Source organism: Lelliottia sp. EB106-05-01-XG201 (genome assembly GCF_058791735.1).
Genome location: NZ_JBYTDV010000001.1, coordinates 4,388,929 through 4,405,782, shown reverse-complemented (window position 1 = coordinate 4,405,782; position 16,854 = coordinate 4,388,929). Strand labels below are relative to the sequence as shown.

13 protein-coding genes are annotated in these 16,854 nt (G+C 57.8%); 11 read left to right on the top strand and 2 right to left on the bottom strand.

From position 1 onward, the window contains the following. Positions 1-113: 113 nt before the first annotated feature. The gene (ggt, locus tag AC3WS9_RS20630; RefSeq protein WP_285146138.1) at positions 114-1,859 is read left to right on the top strand and encodes a gamma-glutamyltransferase; all 1,746 of its coding nucleotides are present in this window, start codon (positions 114-116) and stop codon (positions 1,857-1,859) included. Positions 1,860-1,919: 60 nt separating this feature from the next. On the opposite strand, the gene yhhY is transcribed toward ggt, so the two are convergent. Beyond that, positions 1,920-2,408 (bottom strand): N-acetyltransferase, encoded by a 489-nt coding sequence (gene yhhY, locus AC3WS9_RS20625; RefSeq protein ID WP_492490151.1) that lies wholly within the window; start codon positions 2,406-2,408, stop codon positions 1,920-1,922. 325 nt (positions 2,409-2,733) lie between these two features. Here yhhY and AC3WS9_RS20620 point away from each other — a divergent pair, with 325 nt between their 5' ends. The 5 genes from AC3WS9_RS20620 (at position 2,734) to gntU (ending at position 7,677) form a co-directional block, all read left to right on the top strand. Then, positions 2,734-3,771, top strand: a complete 1,038-nt coding sequence (locus AC3WS9_RS20620; protein ID WP_492490150.1) for an oxidoreductase — start codon at positions 2,734-2,736, stop codon at positions 3,769-3,771. A 123-nt stretch (positions 3,772-3,894) separates the two neighbouring features. Beyond that, positions 3,895-4,590, top strand: coding sequence for a pirin family protein (locus AC3WS9_RS20615; RefSeq protein ID WP_282493549.1), 696 nt, complete (start codon positions 3,895-3,897; stop codon positions 4,588-4,590). Between the two features lie 93 nt (positions 4,591-4,683). Then, the gene (gene gntR / locus AC3WS9_RS20610) at positions 4,684-5,679 is read left to right on the top strand and encodes a gluconate operon transcriptional repressor GntR (RefSeq protein ID WP_100778571.1); all 996 of its coding nucleotides are present in this window, start codon (positions 4,684-4,686) and stop codon (positions 5,677-5,679) included. Between the two features lie 126 nt (positions 5,680-5,805). Continuing rightward, complete coding sequence (gene gntK, locus AC3WS9_RS20605) at positions 5,806-6,333, top strand: gluconokinase (RefSeq protein WP_282493548.1); 528 nt, start codon at positions 5,806-5,808, stop codon at positions 6,331-6,333. Positions 6,334-6,336: 3 nt separating this feature from the next. Next, complete coding sequence (gene gntU / locus AC3WS9_RS20600) at positions 6,337-7,677, top strand: gluconate transporter (RefSeq protein WP_285155396.1); 1,341 nt, start codon at positions 6,337-6,339, stop codon at positions 7,675-7,677. A 144-nt stretch (positions 7,678-7,821) separates the two neighbouring features. Here gntU and yhgN read toward each other — a convergent pair whose 3' ends face one another. Further along, complete coding sequence (gene yhgN / locus AC3WS9_RS20595; protein ID WP_015960802.1) at positions 7,822-8,415, bottom strand: NAAT family transporter YhgN; 594 nt, start codon at positions 8,413-8,415, stop codon at positions 7,822-7,824. A gap of 175 nt (positions 8,416-8,590) precedes the next feature. Here yhgN and asd point away from each other — a divergent pair, with 175 nt between their 5' ends. The 5 genes from asd (at position 8,591) to glgA (ending at position 16,850) form a co-directional block, all read left to right on the top strand. After that, positions 8,591-9,697, top strand: a complete 1,107-nt coding sequence (asd, locus tag AC3WS9_RS20590; RefSeq protein WP_285146141.1) for an aspartate-semialdehyde dehydrogenase — start codon at positions 8,591-8,593, stop codon at positions 9,695-9,697. A gap of 247 nt (positions 9,698-9,944) precedes the next feature. Next, on the top strand, positions 9,945-12,131 hold the full coding sequence (gene glgB / locus AC3WS9_RS20585) for a 1,4-alpha-glucan branching enzyme (protein WP_282493545.1): 2,187 nt from the start codon (positions 9,945-9,947) through the stop codon (positions 12,129-12,131). Beyond that, on the top strand, positions 12,128-14,101 hold the full coding sequence (gene glgX / locus AC3WS9_RS20580; protein WP_492490149.1) for a glycogen debranching protein GlgX: 1,974 nt from the start codon (positions 12,128-12,130) through the stop codon (positions 14,099-14,101). Before glgB ends, glgX begins: the two co-directional genes overlap by 4 nt. A 17-nt stretch (positions 14,102-14,118) precedes the next feature. After that, positions 14,119-15,414, top strand: a complete 1,296-nt coding sequence (glgC, locus tag AC3WS9_RS20575) for a glucose-1-phosphate adenylyltransferase (RefSeq protein WP_102105323.1) — start codon at positions 14,119-14,121, stop codon at positions 15,412-15,414. Next, positions 15,414-16,850 carry a glycogen synthase GlgA gene (glgA, locus tag AC3WS9_RS20570; RefSeq protein ID WP_492490148.1) on the top strand — a complete coding sequence of 479 codons (1,437 nt, stop codon included), beginning with the start codon at positions 15,414-15,416 and terminating at the stop codon, positions 16,848-16,850. Before glgC ends, glgA begins: the two co-directional genes overlap by 1 nt. Positions 16,851-16,854: the final 4 nt, after the last annotated feature.

The following is a 16,854-nucleotide window of genomic DNA, read 5'->3' as shown; positions in this document are numbered from 1 at the left end:
CTCCTTCTGAGGCTTCTCTTAAGTTTACCCCGAATCCGCCACTACGATGATTTTTTAGGAGTTGTGAACCAGGCTTAAACGGGAATCTGGATCCCTTCACCTGGAGAACAACAATGATAAGACCAACGTTTTTGCGCTGGGTAGCGATCGCTGCGCTGATGGCGGGCGGGACATTCACCGTGGCGGCGAACCCGCCTGCCGCACCGCCGGTCTCCTACGGCGTGGAAGAAGATGTGTTTCATCCCGTGCGCGCGAAGCAGGGGATGGTGGCGTCGGTGGACGCGATGGCCACGCAGGTCGGCGTGGATATTCTCAAGCAGGGCGGTAACGCGGTCGATGCGGCGGTGGCGGTGGGGTATGCGCTGGCGGTGACCCATCCGCAGGCGGGGAATCTCGGCGGCGGGGGCTTTATGCTGCTGCGCACCAAAGACGGCAATACCACGGCTATCGACTTCCGTGAAATGGCGCCGAATCAGGCGTCGCGGGATATGTTCCTCGATGAGCAGGGGAATCCGGACAGTAAAAAATCCCTGACGTCGCATCTGGCGAGCGGCACGCCGGGAACGGTCGCTGGCTTCTCGCTGGCGCTGGAAAAATACGGCACGCTGCCGCTGAACAAAGTGGTTCAACCCGCCATCAAACTGGCGCGCGACGGGTTTGTGGTCAATGACGCCCTGGCGGACGATCTCAAAACCTACGGCAGCGAAGTGATCCCGAATCACGAAAACAGCAAAGCCATCTTCTGGAAGGACGGCGAGCCGCTGAAGAAGGGCGACAAACTGGTGCAGACTAACCTCGCCAAAAGCCTGGAGCTGATCGCCGAAAACGGCCCGGACGCCTTCTACAAAGGGGCGATTGCCGATCAGATTGCCGACGAAATGCAGAAGAACGGGGGGCTTATCACCAAAGCGGATCTGGCGGAGTACAAAGCGGTGGAGCGCACGCCAATCAGCGGGGAGTATCGCGGGTATCAGGTGTTTTCCATGCCGCCCCCGTCCTCCGGCGGGATCCACATCGTGCAGATCCTCAATATTCTTGAAAACTTCGATATGCACAAATTTGGCTTCGGTAGCGCCGATGCGATGCAGGTGATGGCTGAGGCGGAAAAATTCGCCTACGCCGACCGCTCGGAATACCTCGGCGATCCGGATTTTGTCAAAGTACCTTGGCAGGCGCTGACCAACAAAGCCTACGCCAAATCGCTGGCGGATCAGATTGATATCAACAAAGCCAAGCCGTCGAGCCAGATCCGCCCCGGCAAACTGGCACCGTACGAGAGCAACCAGACGACCCACTTCTCGGTGGTGGATAAAGACGGGAACGCGGTGGCGGTGACTTACACGCTTAACACGGTGTTTGGCACCGGGATTGTGGCGGGGAACAGCGGGATTTTGCTCAATAACGAGATGGATGATTTCTCCGCTAAACCGGGCGTGCCGAACGTCTACGGGCTGGTGGGCGGCGATGCGAATGCTGTCGGGCCGAAGAAACGTCCGCTGTCGTCCATGTCTCCGACCATTGTGGTGAAAGACGGTAAAACCTGGCTGGTGACGGGCAGTCCTGGCGGGAGCCGCATTATCACCACGGTGCTGCAGATGGTGGTGAACAGCATTGATTTCGGCATGAACGTGGCCGAAGCGACCAACGCACCGCGCTTCCACCATCAGTGGCTGCCGGACGAACTGCGGGTAGAGAAGGGTTTTAGCCCGGACACCATTAAGCTGCTGGAGCAGCGTGGGCAGAAAGTGGTGGTGAAAGAGGCGATGGGCAGTACGCAGAGTATTGTGGTCGCGCCGGACGGTACGCTTTCCGGGGCATCGGACCCGCGGTCGGTGGATGATTTGACGGCGGGGTATTAGTGATTTGTTGCCGGGTGGCGGCTTCGCCTTACCCGGCCTACAAAATTGCCCGGCGCGGGACTATTTCACCCGCGCCATATAATACGCATCCACATACTCGCCGTTACGCAGGGCATATTTCTTCCCGGTCCCTTCGATTTCAAAACCAAACTTGCGATACACCGCCACCGCCGGTTCGTTGTCGACAAACACCGTCAGCTCAATACGGTCGACGCGCAGCCAGTTGTCGCACATATCAATCATGATGCGGATCAGCGCGCTGGCGACGCCGCGGTTGTGCCACTGGGCACCGACGCAGATACCAAAATCCGCCACGTGGCTGCGGCGCGGGCGCTGCGTCACTTCAATGCTCAGATGGCCGACCACGATACCGTCTATGCAGGCGACCAGCTGTTTCACGTCGACGCGTTCCGTTAGCCGGTTATGCCACATCTCTTCGGAAGGATGAGGAACCTGTAGCGTGTTGTGATACACCTCCGGCTGCGCGTGGATCTGACGAATCGCGTCGTAATCTTTCGGTTCAGCGTGGCGTATCACTATCTCACTCATTCCTTCATCCTCGTTAGGTTAATGTCCTCTTTAACATCATGGAGTTTGAAAGGTGAGTCAACTCACTTTTTTGCAAAAAACATTGGACAAGTGCGAATGAGAATGATTATTATTGTCTCGCGTTCAGGAAGACCTCTACGGAAACCTGAAAGCACGACATTGCTCACATTGCTTCCAGTATTACTTTAGCCAGCCTAGCGCTGGCTTTTTTTTTGGATTTTCTCCCTCGCCCCTTTGGGGAGAGAGGGCCGGGGTGAGGGGCAACGCGACACCGAACCTCAACTTGCGCTATGGTAGTCCCAGCAACCTTAACAAGGACTGAGCCATGACATTACATTGCGCATTTATTGGATTTGGTAAAAGCACCACCCGCTATCACCTTCCGTATGTTCTCAACCGTAAAGACAGCTGGCATGTGGCGCACATCTTCCGCCGCCATGCGAAGCCGGAAGAGCAGTCCCCGCACTATTCCCATATTCATTTCACCAGCGATCTTGATGAGGTCTTAAACGATCCGCAGATCAAACTGGTGATCGTCTGTACCCACGCCGACAGCCACTTTGAGTACGCGAAACGCGCGCTGGAAGCGGGTAAAAACGTGCTGGTGGAAAAACCCTTCACCCCGACCATGGCGGAAGCCAAAGAACTCTTCGCGCTGGCAAAAAGCAAAGGGCTGACCGTTACGCCGTACCAGAACCGTCGCTTTGATACCTGCTTCCTGATGGCGAAACAGGCTATCGAAAGCGGCAAGCTGGGGGATATCGTCGAGATCGAAAGCCATTTCGACATGTATCGTCCGGTGGCGGAAACCAAAGCCGGTCTGCCGCAGGACGGCGCGTTTTACGGCCTGGGCGTGCACACTATGGACCAGATCATCTCCCTGTTTGGCCGCCCGGATCACGTCGCCTACGACATCCGCAGCCTGCGCAACAAAGCCAACCCGGACGACACCTTCGAAGCCCAGTTGTTCTACGGCGACCTGAAAGCGATCGTTAAAACCAGCCATCTGGTGAAAACCGACTACCCGAAATTTATCGTCCACGGCACCCGCGGCTCCTTTATCAAATACGGTATCGACCAGCAGGAGACCAGCCTGAAAGCCAATATCATGCCGGGCGAACCGGGATTTGCGGCGGATGCATCGGTAGGCCAGCTGGAGTACGTGAATCGCGACGGCGTGACGGTGAAAGAGGCGCTTACACCGGAAACCGGCGACTATGGCCGCGTCTACGATGCCCTGTTTGCGACAATCACGACCGGCGCGCCGAATTACGTCAAGGAATCTGAAGTTCTGACCAATCTGGAGATCCTCGAACGTGGGTTCGAGCAGGCAACTCCTGCCACGATTACCCTCGCGAAGTAAGCCCAATCGACTCCTCTGTGCTTGTTCATAATTTTTGAACAGAGGAGTCAATTTTCACCCTCTATGATCCCAGGCGGTTTGCGTCCACACTTATTCCATCGAAACGAACTGGGGTGAAAAACAATGATCTTTTTACGTAAAGCAGGCGATCGTGGTCACGCAAATCATGGCTGGCTGGACTCATGGCATACCTTCTCGTTCGCGGACTATTACGACCCGAACTTCATGGGCTTCTCGGCACTGCGCGTAATTAACGATGACGTGATTGACGCAGGCCAGGGCTTCGGTACCCATCCGCACAAAGACATGGAAATCCTGACCTATGTGCTGGAAGGCGCCGTAGCGCACAAAGACAGCATGGGTAACGAAGAGCAGGTTCCGGCCGGTGAGTTCCAGATTATGAGCGCCGGTACCGGGGTGCGTCACTCGGAGTACAACCCGAGCAAAACCGACAAACTGCACCTGTATCAAATCTGGATCATTCCAGAAGAAACCGGCATCACGCCGCGCTACGAGCAGCGCCGCTTTGACGCTCTGCAGGGCAAACAGCTGGTACTTTCTCCGGATGCGCGCGATGGCTCCCTGAAAGTGCATCAGGATATGGAGCTGTACCGCTGGGCGCTGGCGAAAAACGAACAGTCTGTGCATCAGATTGCCGCGAACCGCCGCGTGTGGATCCAGGTGGTGAAAGGTGAAGTGACCATTAACGGAACCAAAGCCACTACCGCCGACGGTCTGGCGATTTGGGATGAGCAGGCGTTGTCCGTTCATGCCGACAGCGAAAGTGAAATTCTGCTGTTTGATTTGCCTCCTGTATAAATAAATCCCCAACCTTCCCCATTTGACGGGGAAGGTTGGCCTTTGTCCGTGATAAACTGAGAGAATGTCTCATTAAAGGTTTCTCTCAGGACGATGAAAAAGAAACGACCCGTACTTCAGGATGTGGCCGATCGCGTCGGTGTGACCAAAATGACGGTCAGCCGCTTTTTGCGTAACCCGGAACAGGTTTCCCTGGCGTTGCGTGGCAAGATTGCCGCTGCTCTCGATGAACTGGGTTATATCCCCAACCGCGCGCCCGATATTCTCTCCAATGCCACCAGCCGTGCGGTCGGTGTTCTGCTTCCTTCCTTAACCAACCAGGTCTTCGCCGAAGTGCTGCGCGGAATCGAAAGCGTCACCGACGCCTACGGTTATCAGACCATGCTCGCGCACTACGGGTACAAACCGGAACTGGAAGAGGAACGTCTTGAATCGATGCTCTCCTGGAACATCGACGGCCTGATCCTTACTGAACGTACTCACACACCTCGTACCCTGAAGATGATTGAAGTCGCCGGTATTCCGGTGGTCGAGCTGATGGACAGCCAGTCCCCGTGCCTGGATATCGCCGTCGGGTTCGATAACTTCGAAGCCGCGCGTCAGATGACCGCTGCCATCCTCGCACGCGGTCACCGCCACGTCGCCTATCTGGGCGCACGTCTCGACGAACGTACTATCATCAAACAAAAGGGATACGAGCAGGCCATGCTCGATGCCAACTTAACGCCGTACAGCGTGATGGTGGAGCAATCCTCTTCCTACTCGTCCGGTATTGAGCTGATGCGTCAGGCCAGGCGCGAGTATCCCCAGCTTGATGGTATTTTCTGTACCAACGATGACCTTGCGGTCGGCGCAGCCTTTGAGTGTCAGCGCCTGGGGCTGAAAATCCCTGACGATATGGCGATTGCCGGTTTCCACGGCCACGATATCGGGCAGGTGATGGAACCCCGTCTGGCGAGCGTCCTGACGCCGCGCGAGCGCATGGGCCGTATCGGTGCGGAACGCCTGCTGGCGCGCATTCGTGGTGAAGTCGTGACGCCTAAAATGTTAGATTTAGGTTTCACCTTGTCACCGGGTGGATCAATTTAGTCTGACAAATTTGAAGTAGCTCACACTTATTCACTTCTCGCACGAATGGATATTGCTTCTCCATAGCCCCGGCAGGACAATGTTACCGATAACTGTTACCCGTAACAATTGACTGAGGGGCACCCTTTGAGCACGACAAATCTCGATCACCACGTTTACGTTCTGATGGGCGTTTCCGGTAGCGGTAAATCTGCCGTCGCCAGTGAAGTGGCGCATCAACTCCAGGCCGCGTTTCTGGATGGCGACTTCCTCCACCCGCGCAGCAACATCACCAAAATGGCCGCTGGCGAGCCGCTGAACGACGACGATCGTAAGCCGTGGTTACAGGCGCTGAACGATGCCGCGTTTGCGATGCAGCGCACCAACAAAGTGTCGCTGATTGTCTGCTCCGCGCTGAAAAAGACCTATCGCGACCTGCTGCGTGACGGTAATCCAAACCTCTCCTTTATCTATCTGAAAGGCGATTTCGACGTGATCGAAAGTCGTCTGAAAGCCCGTAAAGGTCACTTCTTCAAGACCCAAATGCTGGTGACGCAGTTCGACGCACTGCAGGAACCGGGTGCAGACGAAAGCGATGTTCTGATCGTCGATATCGATCAGCCGCTGGACGGTGTTGTTGCCAGCACCATTGAGGTCATTAAAAAAAGGCAGTAAGCAGTGAGTACATTAACGCTTGTTTTGACAGCAGTCGGCTCCGTTTTGCTGCTGCTGTTTTTAGTGATGAAGGCGCGTATGCATGCCTTCGTCGCTTTGATGGTGGTTTCTATTGGTGCAGGTCTCTTTTCCGGTATGCCGCTCGATAAAATCGCAGCGACCATGGAAAAAGGGATGGGAGGCACGCTGGGTTTCCTGGCGATTGTGGTCGCGCTCGGCGCGATGTTTGGCAAGATTTTGCATGAGACGGGCGCGGTCGATCAGATTGCCGTCAAGATGCTCAAATCCTTCGGGCACAGCCGCGCGCACTATGCGATTGGTCTGGCCGGTCTGATTTGCGCGCTGCCGCTGTTCTTCGAAGTGGCCGTGGTGCTGCTGATTAGCGTCGCGTTCTCGATGGCGCGTCACACGGGCACTAACCTCGTGAAGCTGGTGATTCCGCTGTTTGCGGGCGTGGCGGCGGCCGCAGCGTTTCTGCTGCCTGGGCCTGCGCCAATGCTGCTGGCCTCGCAGATGCACGCCGATTTTGGCTGGATGATTTTGATTGGCCTTTGCGCGGCGATCCCGGGGATGATTATTGCCGGGCCGCTGTGGGGCAACTTTATCAGCCGCTACGTTGAGCTGCACATTCCTGATGACATCACCGAGCCGCACCTGGGCGAGGGCAAAATGCCGTCCTTCGGCTTTAGCCTGTCGCTGATCCTGCTGCCTTTAGTGCTGGTGGGTCTGAAAACCATCGCCGCGCGCTTTGTGCCGGTGGGTTCAAATGCGTACGAATGGTTCGAGTTTATCGGCCATCCGTTCACCGCGATTCTGGTGGCCTGTCTGGTGGCGATTTACGGCCTGGCGATGCGCCAGGGCATGCCGAAAGACCGCGTGATGGAGATCTGCGGCGCGGCACTGCAACCGGCGGGGATTATTCTGCTGGTGATCGGTGCGGGCGGCGTGTTCAAGCAGGTTCTCGTCGATTCAGGTGTCGGTCCGGCGCTGGGCGAAGCGCTGACCGGGATGGGCTTGCCGATTGCCGTGACCTGCTTCGTGCTGGCGGCAGCGGTACGTATCATTCAGGGTTCTGCGACGGTCGCTTGCCTGACGGCGGTTGGCCTGGTGATGCCGGTGATTGAACAGCTGAACTACTCTGGCGCGCAGATGGCGGCATTGTCTATCTGTATCGCGGGCGGTTCGATTGTGGTCTCCCACGTGAACGACGCCGGCTTCTGGCTGTTCGGTAAATTTACCGGCGCAACCGAAGCACAAACCCTGAAAACCTGGACGCTGATGGAAACCATCCTCGGCACGACAGGGGCGATTGTCGGGATGATTGCGTTTTCGCTGCTGAGCTGATCGCCGATCGGTTCCCTCTCCCTTGAGGGAGAGGGTTAGGGTGAGGGGGAAATGCGCACGCTGATGCCCTCACCCTGACCCTCTCCCACAGGGAGAGGGTGCAAACACCAAAAATGGTCACTGGCGTGACCATTTTGCTTTTACCTAGCCTTTCATCCACGCCCGAATCCCGTCCAGGAACATCTGCGTCGCCATCATCACCAGAATCAACCCCATCAGACGCTCCAGCGCGTTCACCCCTTTCTCACCGAGCAGGCGCAGGAACAGCGACGACTGCAGCAGGATGATAAAGGTCCCGCCCCAGGCGATCAGCAGGGCAATCACCAGATGGCTCATCTGATTCGGATACTGATGTGACAACAGCATCAGCGTCGCCAGAATCGTTGGCCCGGCGACTAGCGGGATCGCCAGCGGTACGATAAACGGCTCTTCGCCCGCAGGCAGACCGCTGCTGCTCCCTTCGGCGCTAGGGAAAATCATCTTAATGGCGATCAGGAACAGAATAATGCCGCCGGAAATCGAGACCGTCTCGGCGCGCAAATTCAGGAACGCGAGGATCTTCTCCCCCGCGAACAGGAAGATAAACATCACCAGCAGGGCGATGAGCAGCTCGCGGATCATGATCGCCCGGCGGCGCTTTGGCTCGGTGTGTTTCAGCACCGACATAAAGATGGGCAGGTTCCCAAGCGGATCCATAATCAGGATCAAAAGCACCGCCGCGGAAATGATTTCAGTCATTATTTGTATCCCTGATAAACCCTGTGGTTTCTATTGTAATTAGTGGTATTACTGATCGCAGCGCAATCATTGATTAATTTCACTTGCGACTTTGGCTGCATTTTGTAATGTGAAGGCTATACCCGTTGGATACGGGTTGACACACACAGCACACACCTCTGCAGGAACATATTTTATGAAAAACGTTGGTTTTATCGGCTGGCGCGGTATGGTCGGCTCTGTCCTCATGCAACGCATGATCGAAGAGCGCGATTTTGACGCCATCCGCCCGGTCTTCTTCTCCACTTCCCAGTTCGGGCAAGCAGCGCCCGCGTTCGGCGGTGCCTCTACGGGCACGCTTCAGGACGCCTTTAATCTGGAAGCGCTGAAGGCACTTGATATTATAGTGACCTGCCAGGGCGGCGATTATACCAACGAAATCTATCCAAAGCTTCGTGAAAGCGGCTGGCAGGGTTACTGGATTGACGCCGCTTCTTCTCTGCGTATGAAAGACGACGCGATCATTATTCTCGACCCGGTGAACCAGGATGTCATCACCCACGGCCTGAACAACGGCGTCAAAACCTTTGTCGGCGGTAACTGTACCGTTAGCCTGATGCTGATGTCCCTGGGCGGCCTGTTCGCGCAGGATCTGGTGGAGTGGGTCTCCGTTGCGACTTACCAGGCCGCATCCGGCGGCGGCGCGCGCCACATGCGCGAACTGCTGGCCCAGATGGGTCACCTGCACAGCCACGTCGCTGACGAGCTGGCGAACCCGGCCTCGGCGATTCTGGATATCGAACGCAAAGTCACGGCACTTTCCCGTTCCGGCGAACTGCCGGTCGATAACTTCGGCGTTCCACTGGCGGGCAGCCTGATCCCGTGGATCGACAAACAGCTCGAGAACGGCCAGAGCCGCGAAGAGTGGAAAGGCCAGGCCGAGACCAACAAAATTCTCAGCACCTCTTCGGTGATCCCGGTTGACGGTCTGTGCGTGCGCGTCGGCGCGCTGCGCTGCCACAGCCAGGCTTTCACCATTAAACTGAAAAAAGATGTGTCTATTCCGACCGTCGAAGAGCTGCTGGCTGCACACAACCCGTGGGCGAAAGTGGTGCCAAACGATCGCGACATCACCATGCGCGAACTGACCCCTGCTGCCGTCACCGGCACGCTGACCACGCCGGTGGGTCGCCTGCGTAAGCTGAACATGGGGCCGGAGTATCTCTCGGCCTTCACCGTCGGAGACCAGCTCCTGTGGGGCGCCGCCGAACCGCTTCGCCGCATGTTGCGACAGCTGGCCTAACAATTTGCGAATACCGGGGGTGATTTTCACCCCCTTTTTTTGCGCGTAACCCAGCGTTCTGCGCCGAGCTTTCAATTTTTATCAGGAGTCATTTCGTCGTTGGCTATGCTTTAAGGAAGAGTCATTTCTTACCTGAGGGTGGGACGGAGCAGAAGAGGATGAAGAATGTCTGCGTCGTTCAGGTCACATTAAAAGTCGCACCGGAGCGCTTAAATAGGGCGACATTAGAAAAAACAGGATGAATACCATGTCCGATCGTATTGATAGAGACGTGATAAATGCGCTAATTGCGGGTCATTTTGCTGACCCCTTTTCTGTATTAGGTATGCACCGTACGGAAGACGGACTGGAGGTCCGCGCACTGTTACCCGACGCCACCGAGGTGTGGGTGATCGAACCGAAAACCGGCCGCAAGGTAGGCAAGCTCGAGTGCCTCGATTCGCGCGGTTTCTTCTCCGGCGCGATCCCGCGTCGCAAAAACCTGTTCCGCTATCAGCTCGCCGTGCTCTGGCATGGTCACGAAAACCTGATTGACGACCCCTATAGTTTTGGCCCGCTGCTTCAGGAGATGGACGCCTGGCTGCTCTCTGAAGGCACCCATCTTCGCCCCTACGAAACTCTCGGCGCGCACGCCGATACGATGGACGGCATCACCGGGACGCGATTCTCCGTCTGGGCACCGAACGCGCAGCGCGTGTCGGTGGTCGGGCAGTTCAACTACTGGGACGGTCGCCGCCACCCGATGCGCCTGCGGCGTGAATCGGGGATTTGGGAACTGTTCATCCCCGGCGCGCACAACGGCCAGCTCTACAAATTCGAAATGATCGACGCCCACGGCCAGCTGCGGGTGAAAGCCGACCCTTACGCCTTCGAAGCGCAGATGCGCCCGGACACCGCCTCGCTGATCTGCGGCCTGCCGGAGAAAATCGTGCAGACCGAAGAGCGCAAGCAGGCCAACCGCTTCGACGCGCCGATCTCTATCTATGAAGTGCACCTCGGCTCCTGGCGTCGCCACACGGACAACAATTTCTGGCTGAGCTATCGCGAGCTGGCGGATCAGTTGGTGCCGTACGCCAAATGGATGGGCTTTACCCACCTGGAACTGCTGCCGATCAACGAACACCCGTTCGACGGCAGCTGGGGCTATCAGCCGACCGGGCTGTACGCTCCGACGCGCCGCTTCGGCACGCGCGATGACTTCCGCTATTTCATCAATGCCGCGCACGCCGCCGGGCTGAGCGTGATCCTCGACTGGGTACCGGGCCATTTCCCGTCGGATGATTTTGGCCTGTCGCAGTTTGACGGCACCAACCTGTACGAGCACAGCGACCCGCGCGAAGGCTTCCATCAGGACTGGAATACCCTGATCTACAACTATGGCCGCCGCGAAGTGGCGAACTATCTGGTGGGCAACGCCCTGTACTGGATTGAACGCTTCGGCATTGACGCCCTGCGCGTGGACGCCGTGGCGTCGATGATCTATCGCGACTACAGCCGCAAAGAGGGCGAGTGGATCCCGAACGAATACGGCGGGCGTGAAAACCTCGAAGCGATTGAGTTCCTGCGCAGCACCAACCGCATTCTCGGCGAGCAGGTGGAAGGCGCGGTGACGATGGCCGAAGAGTCGACGGATTTCCCCGGCGTGTCGCGTCCGCCTGCGATGGGCGGGCTGGGCTTCTGGTACAAGTGGAACCTTGGCTGGATGCACGACACCCTCGACTACTTCAAACTCGACCCGGTCTATCGCCAGTATCACCACGACAAACTGACCTTCGGGATGCTCTACAACAGCACCGAAAACTTTGTCCTGCCGCTGTCCCACGACGAAGTGGTCCACGGCAAAAAATCGATTCTCGACCGTATGCCGGGCGACGCGTGGCAGCGCTTTGCCAACATGCGCGCCTATTACGGCTGGATGTTTGCCTTCCCCGGCAAAAAGCTGCTGTTCATGGGCAACGAATTCGCTCAGGGCCGCGAATGGAACCACGATTCGAGCCTCGACTGGCATCTGCTGGAGGGCGGCGATAACTGGCACCACGGCGTTCAGCGTCTGGTGCGCGACCTCAACCTGACTTATCGCCACCACAAAGCACTGCACGAGCTGGACTTCGACTCCTACGGTTTTGAGTGGCTGGTGGTCGATGACCACGAACGCTCGGTGCTGATCTTCGTGCGCCGCGATCGGGAAGGGAACGAAATCATCGTCGCCAGCAACTTCACGCCGGTGCCGCGCCAGCACTATCGCTTCGGCATCAACCAGCCGGGCAGATGGCGCGAAATTCTCAACACCGACTCCAGCCACTATCACGGCAGCAACGCGGGTAACGGCGGGAGCGTTCATAGCGACGAGTGGGAAAGTCACGGTCGTCCAAACTCCCTGAGCATCACGCTGCCACCGCTCTCGACTATCTGGCTGGTTCGGGAGGGCGAATGACGCAACTCACGGCAGGCAAACCCGCTCCGCTGGGGGCAACGTTTGACGGCAAAGGGGTGAACTTCACTCTCTTTTCCGCCCACGCGGAACGGGTGGAACTCTGTGTGTTTGACGGCGAGGGGAATGAATACCGCTACGATCTTCCAGAGCGCAGCGGGGATATCTGGCACGGTTTCCTGGCCGACGGGCGGCCCGGCTTGCGCTACGGTTTTCGCGTGCATGGCCCGTGGGAGCCGTCGCAGGGGCTGCGCTTTAACCCGGCGAAACTGCTCGTTGACCCGTGCGCCTTGCGCGTGGAAGGCGAGGTCAACGACGATCCGCTGTACTTTGACGGTGACCACGACCCTGAGCCGCGCGACAGCGCGGGGATTGCGCCGAAAAGTATCGTCGTCAGCGACACCTACGACTGGGAAGACGACGCCCCGCCCGCCACGCCGTGGGGCAGCACCGTTATCTACGAAGCCCACGTCAAAGGGCTGACGTATCTGCATCCGGCGATCCCACAGGAGATCCGCGGCACTTACAAGGCGCTCGGCCACCCGGTGATGATCGCTTACCTCAAGCATCTGGGTATCACCGCGCTCGAGCTGCTGCCGGTGGCCCATTTTGCCTCCGAGCCGCGTCTGATGCGCCTCGGGCTGACCAACTACTGGGGCTATAACCCGCTGGCGATGTTTGCCCTCGATCCGCGCTATGCCTCGCATCCGGAGCGCGCCCGCGACGAGTTTCGCGATGTGGTGAAAGCCCTGCACCAGGCCGGAATCGAGGTGATTCTCGACGTGGTGCTGAACCACAGCGCGGAGCTGGATCTCGACGGACCGACGCTCTCGATGCGCGGAATCGATAACCGTAGCTATTATTGGATCAGGGAGGATGGTGATTACCACAACTGGACCGGTTGCGGTAACACGCTCAATCTCAGTCATCCGGCGGTGGCGGACTTTGCCTACCAGTGCCTGAAATCCTGGGTTGAGACTTTCCATATCGACGGTTTCCGCTTCGATCTGGCGTCTGTGATGGGCCGAACGCCGATGTTCAGCCAGCAGGCTCCGCTGTTTGAAGCGATCAAAAACTGTCCGGTGCTGTCACGCGTCAAGCTGATCGCCGAGCCGTGGGATATCGGTGACGGCGGCTATCAGGTGGGGAATTTCCCGCCGCTGTTTGCGGAGTGGAACGATCACTATCGCGACGGGGCGCGTCGTTTTTGGCTGGAGCGAGGTTTGTCACTTGGCGAATTTGTCGGGCGATTTGCTGCGTCCAGCGATGTGTTCAGGAACAGCGGCAGAAAACCGTCAGCCAGCGTCAATCTGGTGACGGCGCACGACGGATTTACCCTGCGCGACTGCGTTTGTTTCAATCAGAAACACAATGAGGCAAACGGCGAAGAAAACCGCGATGGGACTAACAATAACCATAGCTTTAATCATGGTATAGAAGGGTTAGGCGGCAGTCAGGATGTCATCGAGCGGCGGCGCGCCAGCGTGCATGCCCTGCTGACCACGCTGCTGCTTTCGCAGGGAACGCCAATGCTGCTGGCGGGTGACGAACTCGGTCACAGCCAGCATGGCAACAACAATGCGTATTGCCAGGATAACGCCCTGACCTGGCTCGACTGGGAACAGGCGAACAGCGGGTTGACTCACTTTACCGCTGCACTCATCCATCTGCGTAAACAGATCCCGGCGCTCACGGCGGACAGCTGGTGGGAAGAGGGAGACGGCAACGTTCGCTGGCTGAATAAAGAGGCACAACCGCTCAGTCCACAAGAGTGGCAGCACGGGATCCCGTGCCTGCAAATCTTACTGTCGGATAACTGGCTTATCACGTTAAACGCGACGCAAGACGTCGCAGAGATTGTTTTACCTGAAGGAGAATGGCGCGCCATCTCCCCATTTGCCGGAGAGGATAATCCGGTGGTAATGGCTGTCTGGCATGGGCCTGCACACGGAGTGTGCGTATTCCAAAGATGATAAAAAAGGAGTTAGTCATGGTGAGATTAGAGAAGAACGATCCCTTGATGTTGGCGCGCCAGTTACCCTTAAAAACGGTTGCGCTGATACTTGCTGGTGGACGCGGTACCCGTCTTAAAGATTTGACCATCAAGCGCGCCAAGCCTGCCGTTCACTTTGGTGGTAAGTTCCGTATTATCGATTTTGCACTCTCCAACTGCCTGAACTCCGGTATCCGCCGTATCGGCGTGATTACCCAGTATCAGTCGCATACCCTGGTGCAGCACATCCAGCGCGGCTGGTCCTTCTTCAGCGAAGAGATGAACGAGTTTGTCGATCTGCTCCCGGCGCAGCAGCGCGTGCACGGTGAAAACTGGTATCGCGGCACCGCCGATGCGGTCACGCAAAACCTCGACATCATCCGCCGCTACGGCGCGGAATACATCGTGATCCTCGCGGGCGACCATATCTACAAACAAGACTACTCGCACATGCTCATCGACCACGTCGAAAAAGGGGCGCGTTGCACCGTGGCGTGTCTGCCGGTGCCCGTTGCGGAAGCGACGGCGTTTGGCGTGATGGACGTGGACGAGAACGACAAGATTATCGATTTCGTCGAAAAACCGGCTAACCCGCCGACCATGCCGACGGACGCCACCAAATCCCTCGCCAGCATGGGCATCTATATCTTTGATGCCGATTATCTTTATGAGCTGCTGGAAGAGGACGACAAGGACGAAAATTCGAGCCACGATTTCGGCAAAGATATCATCCCGAAAATCACCAAAGCTGGCATGGCTTATGCACATCCTTTCCCGCTGTCCTGTGTGCAGTCTGACCCGGATGCCGAGCCGTACTGGCGCGATGTGGGAACCCTTGAAGCGTACTGGAAGGCCAACCTCGATTTGGCTTCTGTCACTCCTGAACTGGATATGTACGACCAGAACTGGCCGATTCGCACCCACATGGAATCGCTGCCGCCAGCCAAATTCGTGCAGGACCGTTCCGGTAGCCACGGTATGACGCTGAACTCGCTGGTGTCGGGCGGGTGCATCATTTCGGGCTCGGTGGTGGTGCAGTCGGTGCTCTTCCCGCGCGTGCGGGTGAACTCCTTCTGCAATATCGACTCGTCGGTACTGCTGCCGGACGTGTGGGTCGGGCGCTCGTGTCGTCTGCGCCGCTGTGTTATCGACCGCGCCTGTGTGATCCCGGAAGGGATGGTCATCGGTGAGAATGCGGAGGAAGACGCTCGCCGCTTCTACCGCTCAGAAGAAGGCATCGTGCTGGTCACGCGTGAAATGCTGCGCAAACTGCAGGTCAAACAGGAGCGATAATGCAGGTTTTACATGTATGTTCTGAGATGTTCCCGCTGCTGAAAACGGGCGGGCTGGCGGATGTACTGGGCGCATTACCGGCGGCACAAATTGCGGAAGGCATCGACACCCGCGTGCTGCTGCCGGCTTTTCCCGATCTCCGTCGCGGCATCCCTGACGCGCAGGTGGTCACCCGTCGCGACACGTTCGCCGGGCGCATCACCCTGCTGTTTGGCCATTACAACGGCGTCGGCATCTATCTGATTGATGCCCCGCATCTGTACGATCGTCCGGGGAGCCCGTACCACGACACGAACTTATTCGCCTATACCGACAACGTGCTGCGTTTTGCCCTGCTCGGCTGGGTGGGGGCGGAGATGGCGGTCGGGCTTGACCCGTTCTGGCGTCCGGAGATCGTGCATGCGCACGACTGGCACGCCGGGCTGGCACCTGCCTATCTGGCGGCGCGCGGCCATCCGGCAAAGTCGGTGTTTACGGTGCACAACCTGGCGTATCAGGGCATGTACTACGCCCATCATATGAATGACATCGATCTGCCATGGTCGTTCTATAACATGCACGGGCTGGAGTTTAACGGCCAGATTTCGTTCCTGAAAGCGGGGCTGTACTACGCCGATCACATCACGGCGGTCAGCCCGACTTACGCGCGCGAAATCACCGAGCCGGAGTTTGGCTACGGCATGGAAGGGCTGCTGCGCCAGCGCCATCGGGAAGGACGCCTGTCGGGCATTCTCAACGGCGTGGACGAAAAAATCTGGAGTCCGGAAACGGACCTTTTGCTGGCCTCGCGCTACAGCCGTGATTCGGTGGAAGACAAAGCCGAGAACAAACGTCAGCTGCAGATTGCGATGGGGCTGAAGGTGAACGACAAAGTGCCGCTGTTTGCCGTGGTCAGCCGCCTGACCAGCCAGAAAGGGTTAGATCTGGTGCTGGAAGCGCTGCCGGGCCTGCTGGAGCAGGGCGGTCAGCTGGCGCTGTTGGGCGCGGGCGATCCGGTGTTGCAGGAAGGTTTCCTTGCCGCCGCCGCTGAGCATCCAGGCCAGGTTGGCGTACAGATTGGGTATCACGAAGCGTTCTCGCACCGCATTATGGGCGGCGCGGACGTCATCCTGGTCCCGAGCCGCTTCGAGCCGTGCGGCTTAACCCAGCTGTATGGACTTAAATACGGCACGCTTCCACTGGTGCGTCGCACCGGCGGGCTGGCGGATACGGTGTCGGATACCTCGCTGGAGAATCTGGCCGACGGCATCGCCACCGGGTTTGCCTTTGAAGACAGCAACGCCTGGTCGCTGCTGCGGGCGATTCGGCGGGCATTTGTTCTGTGGTCGCGTCCCTCTTTGTGGCGTTTCGTGCAACGTCAGGCGATGGCGATGGACTTTAGTTGGCACGTTGCGGCGCAGTCGTACCGCGATCTTTATCAACGCTTGATGTCATAAGGCG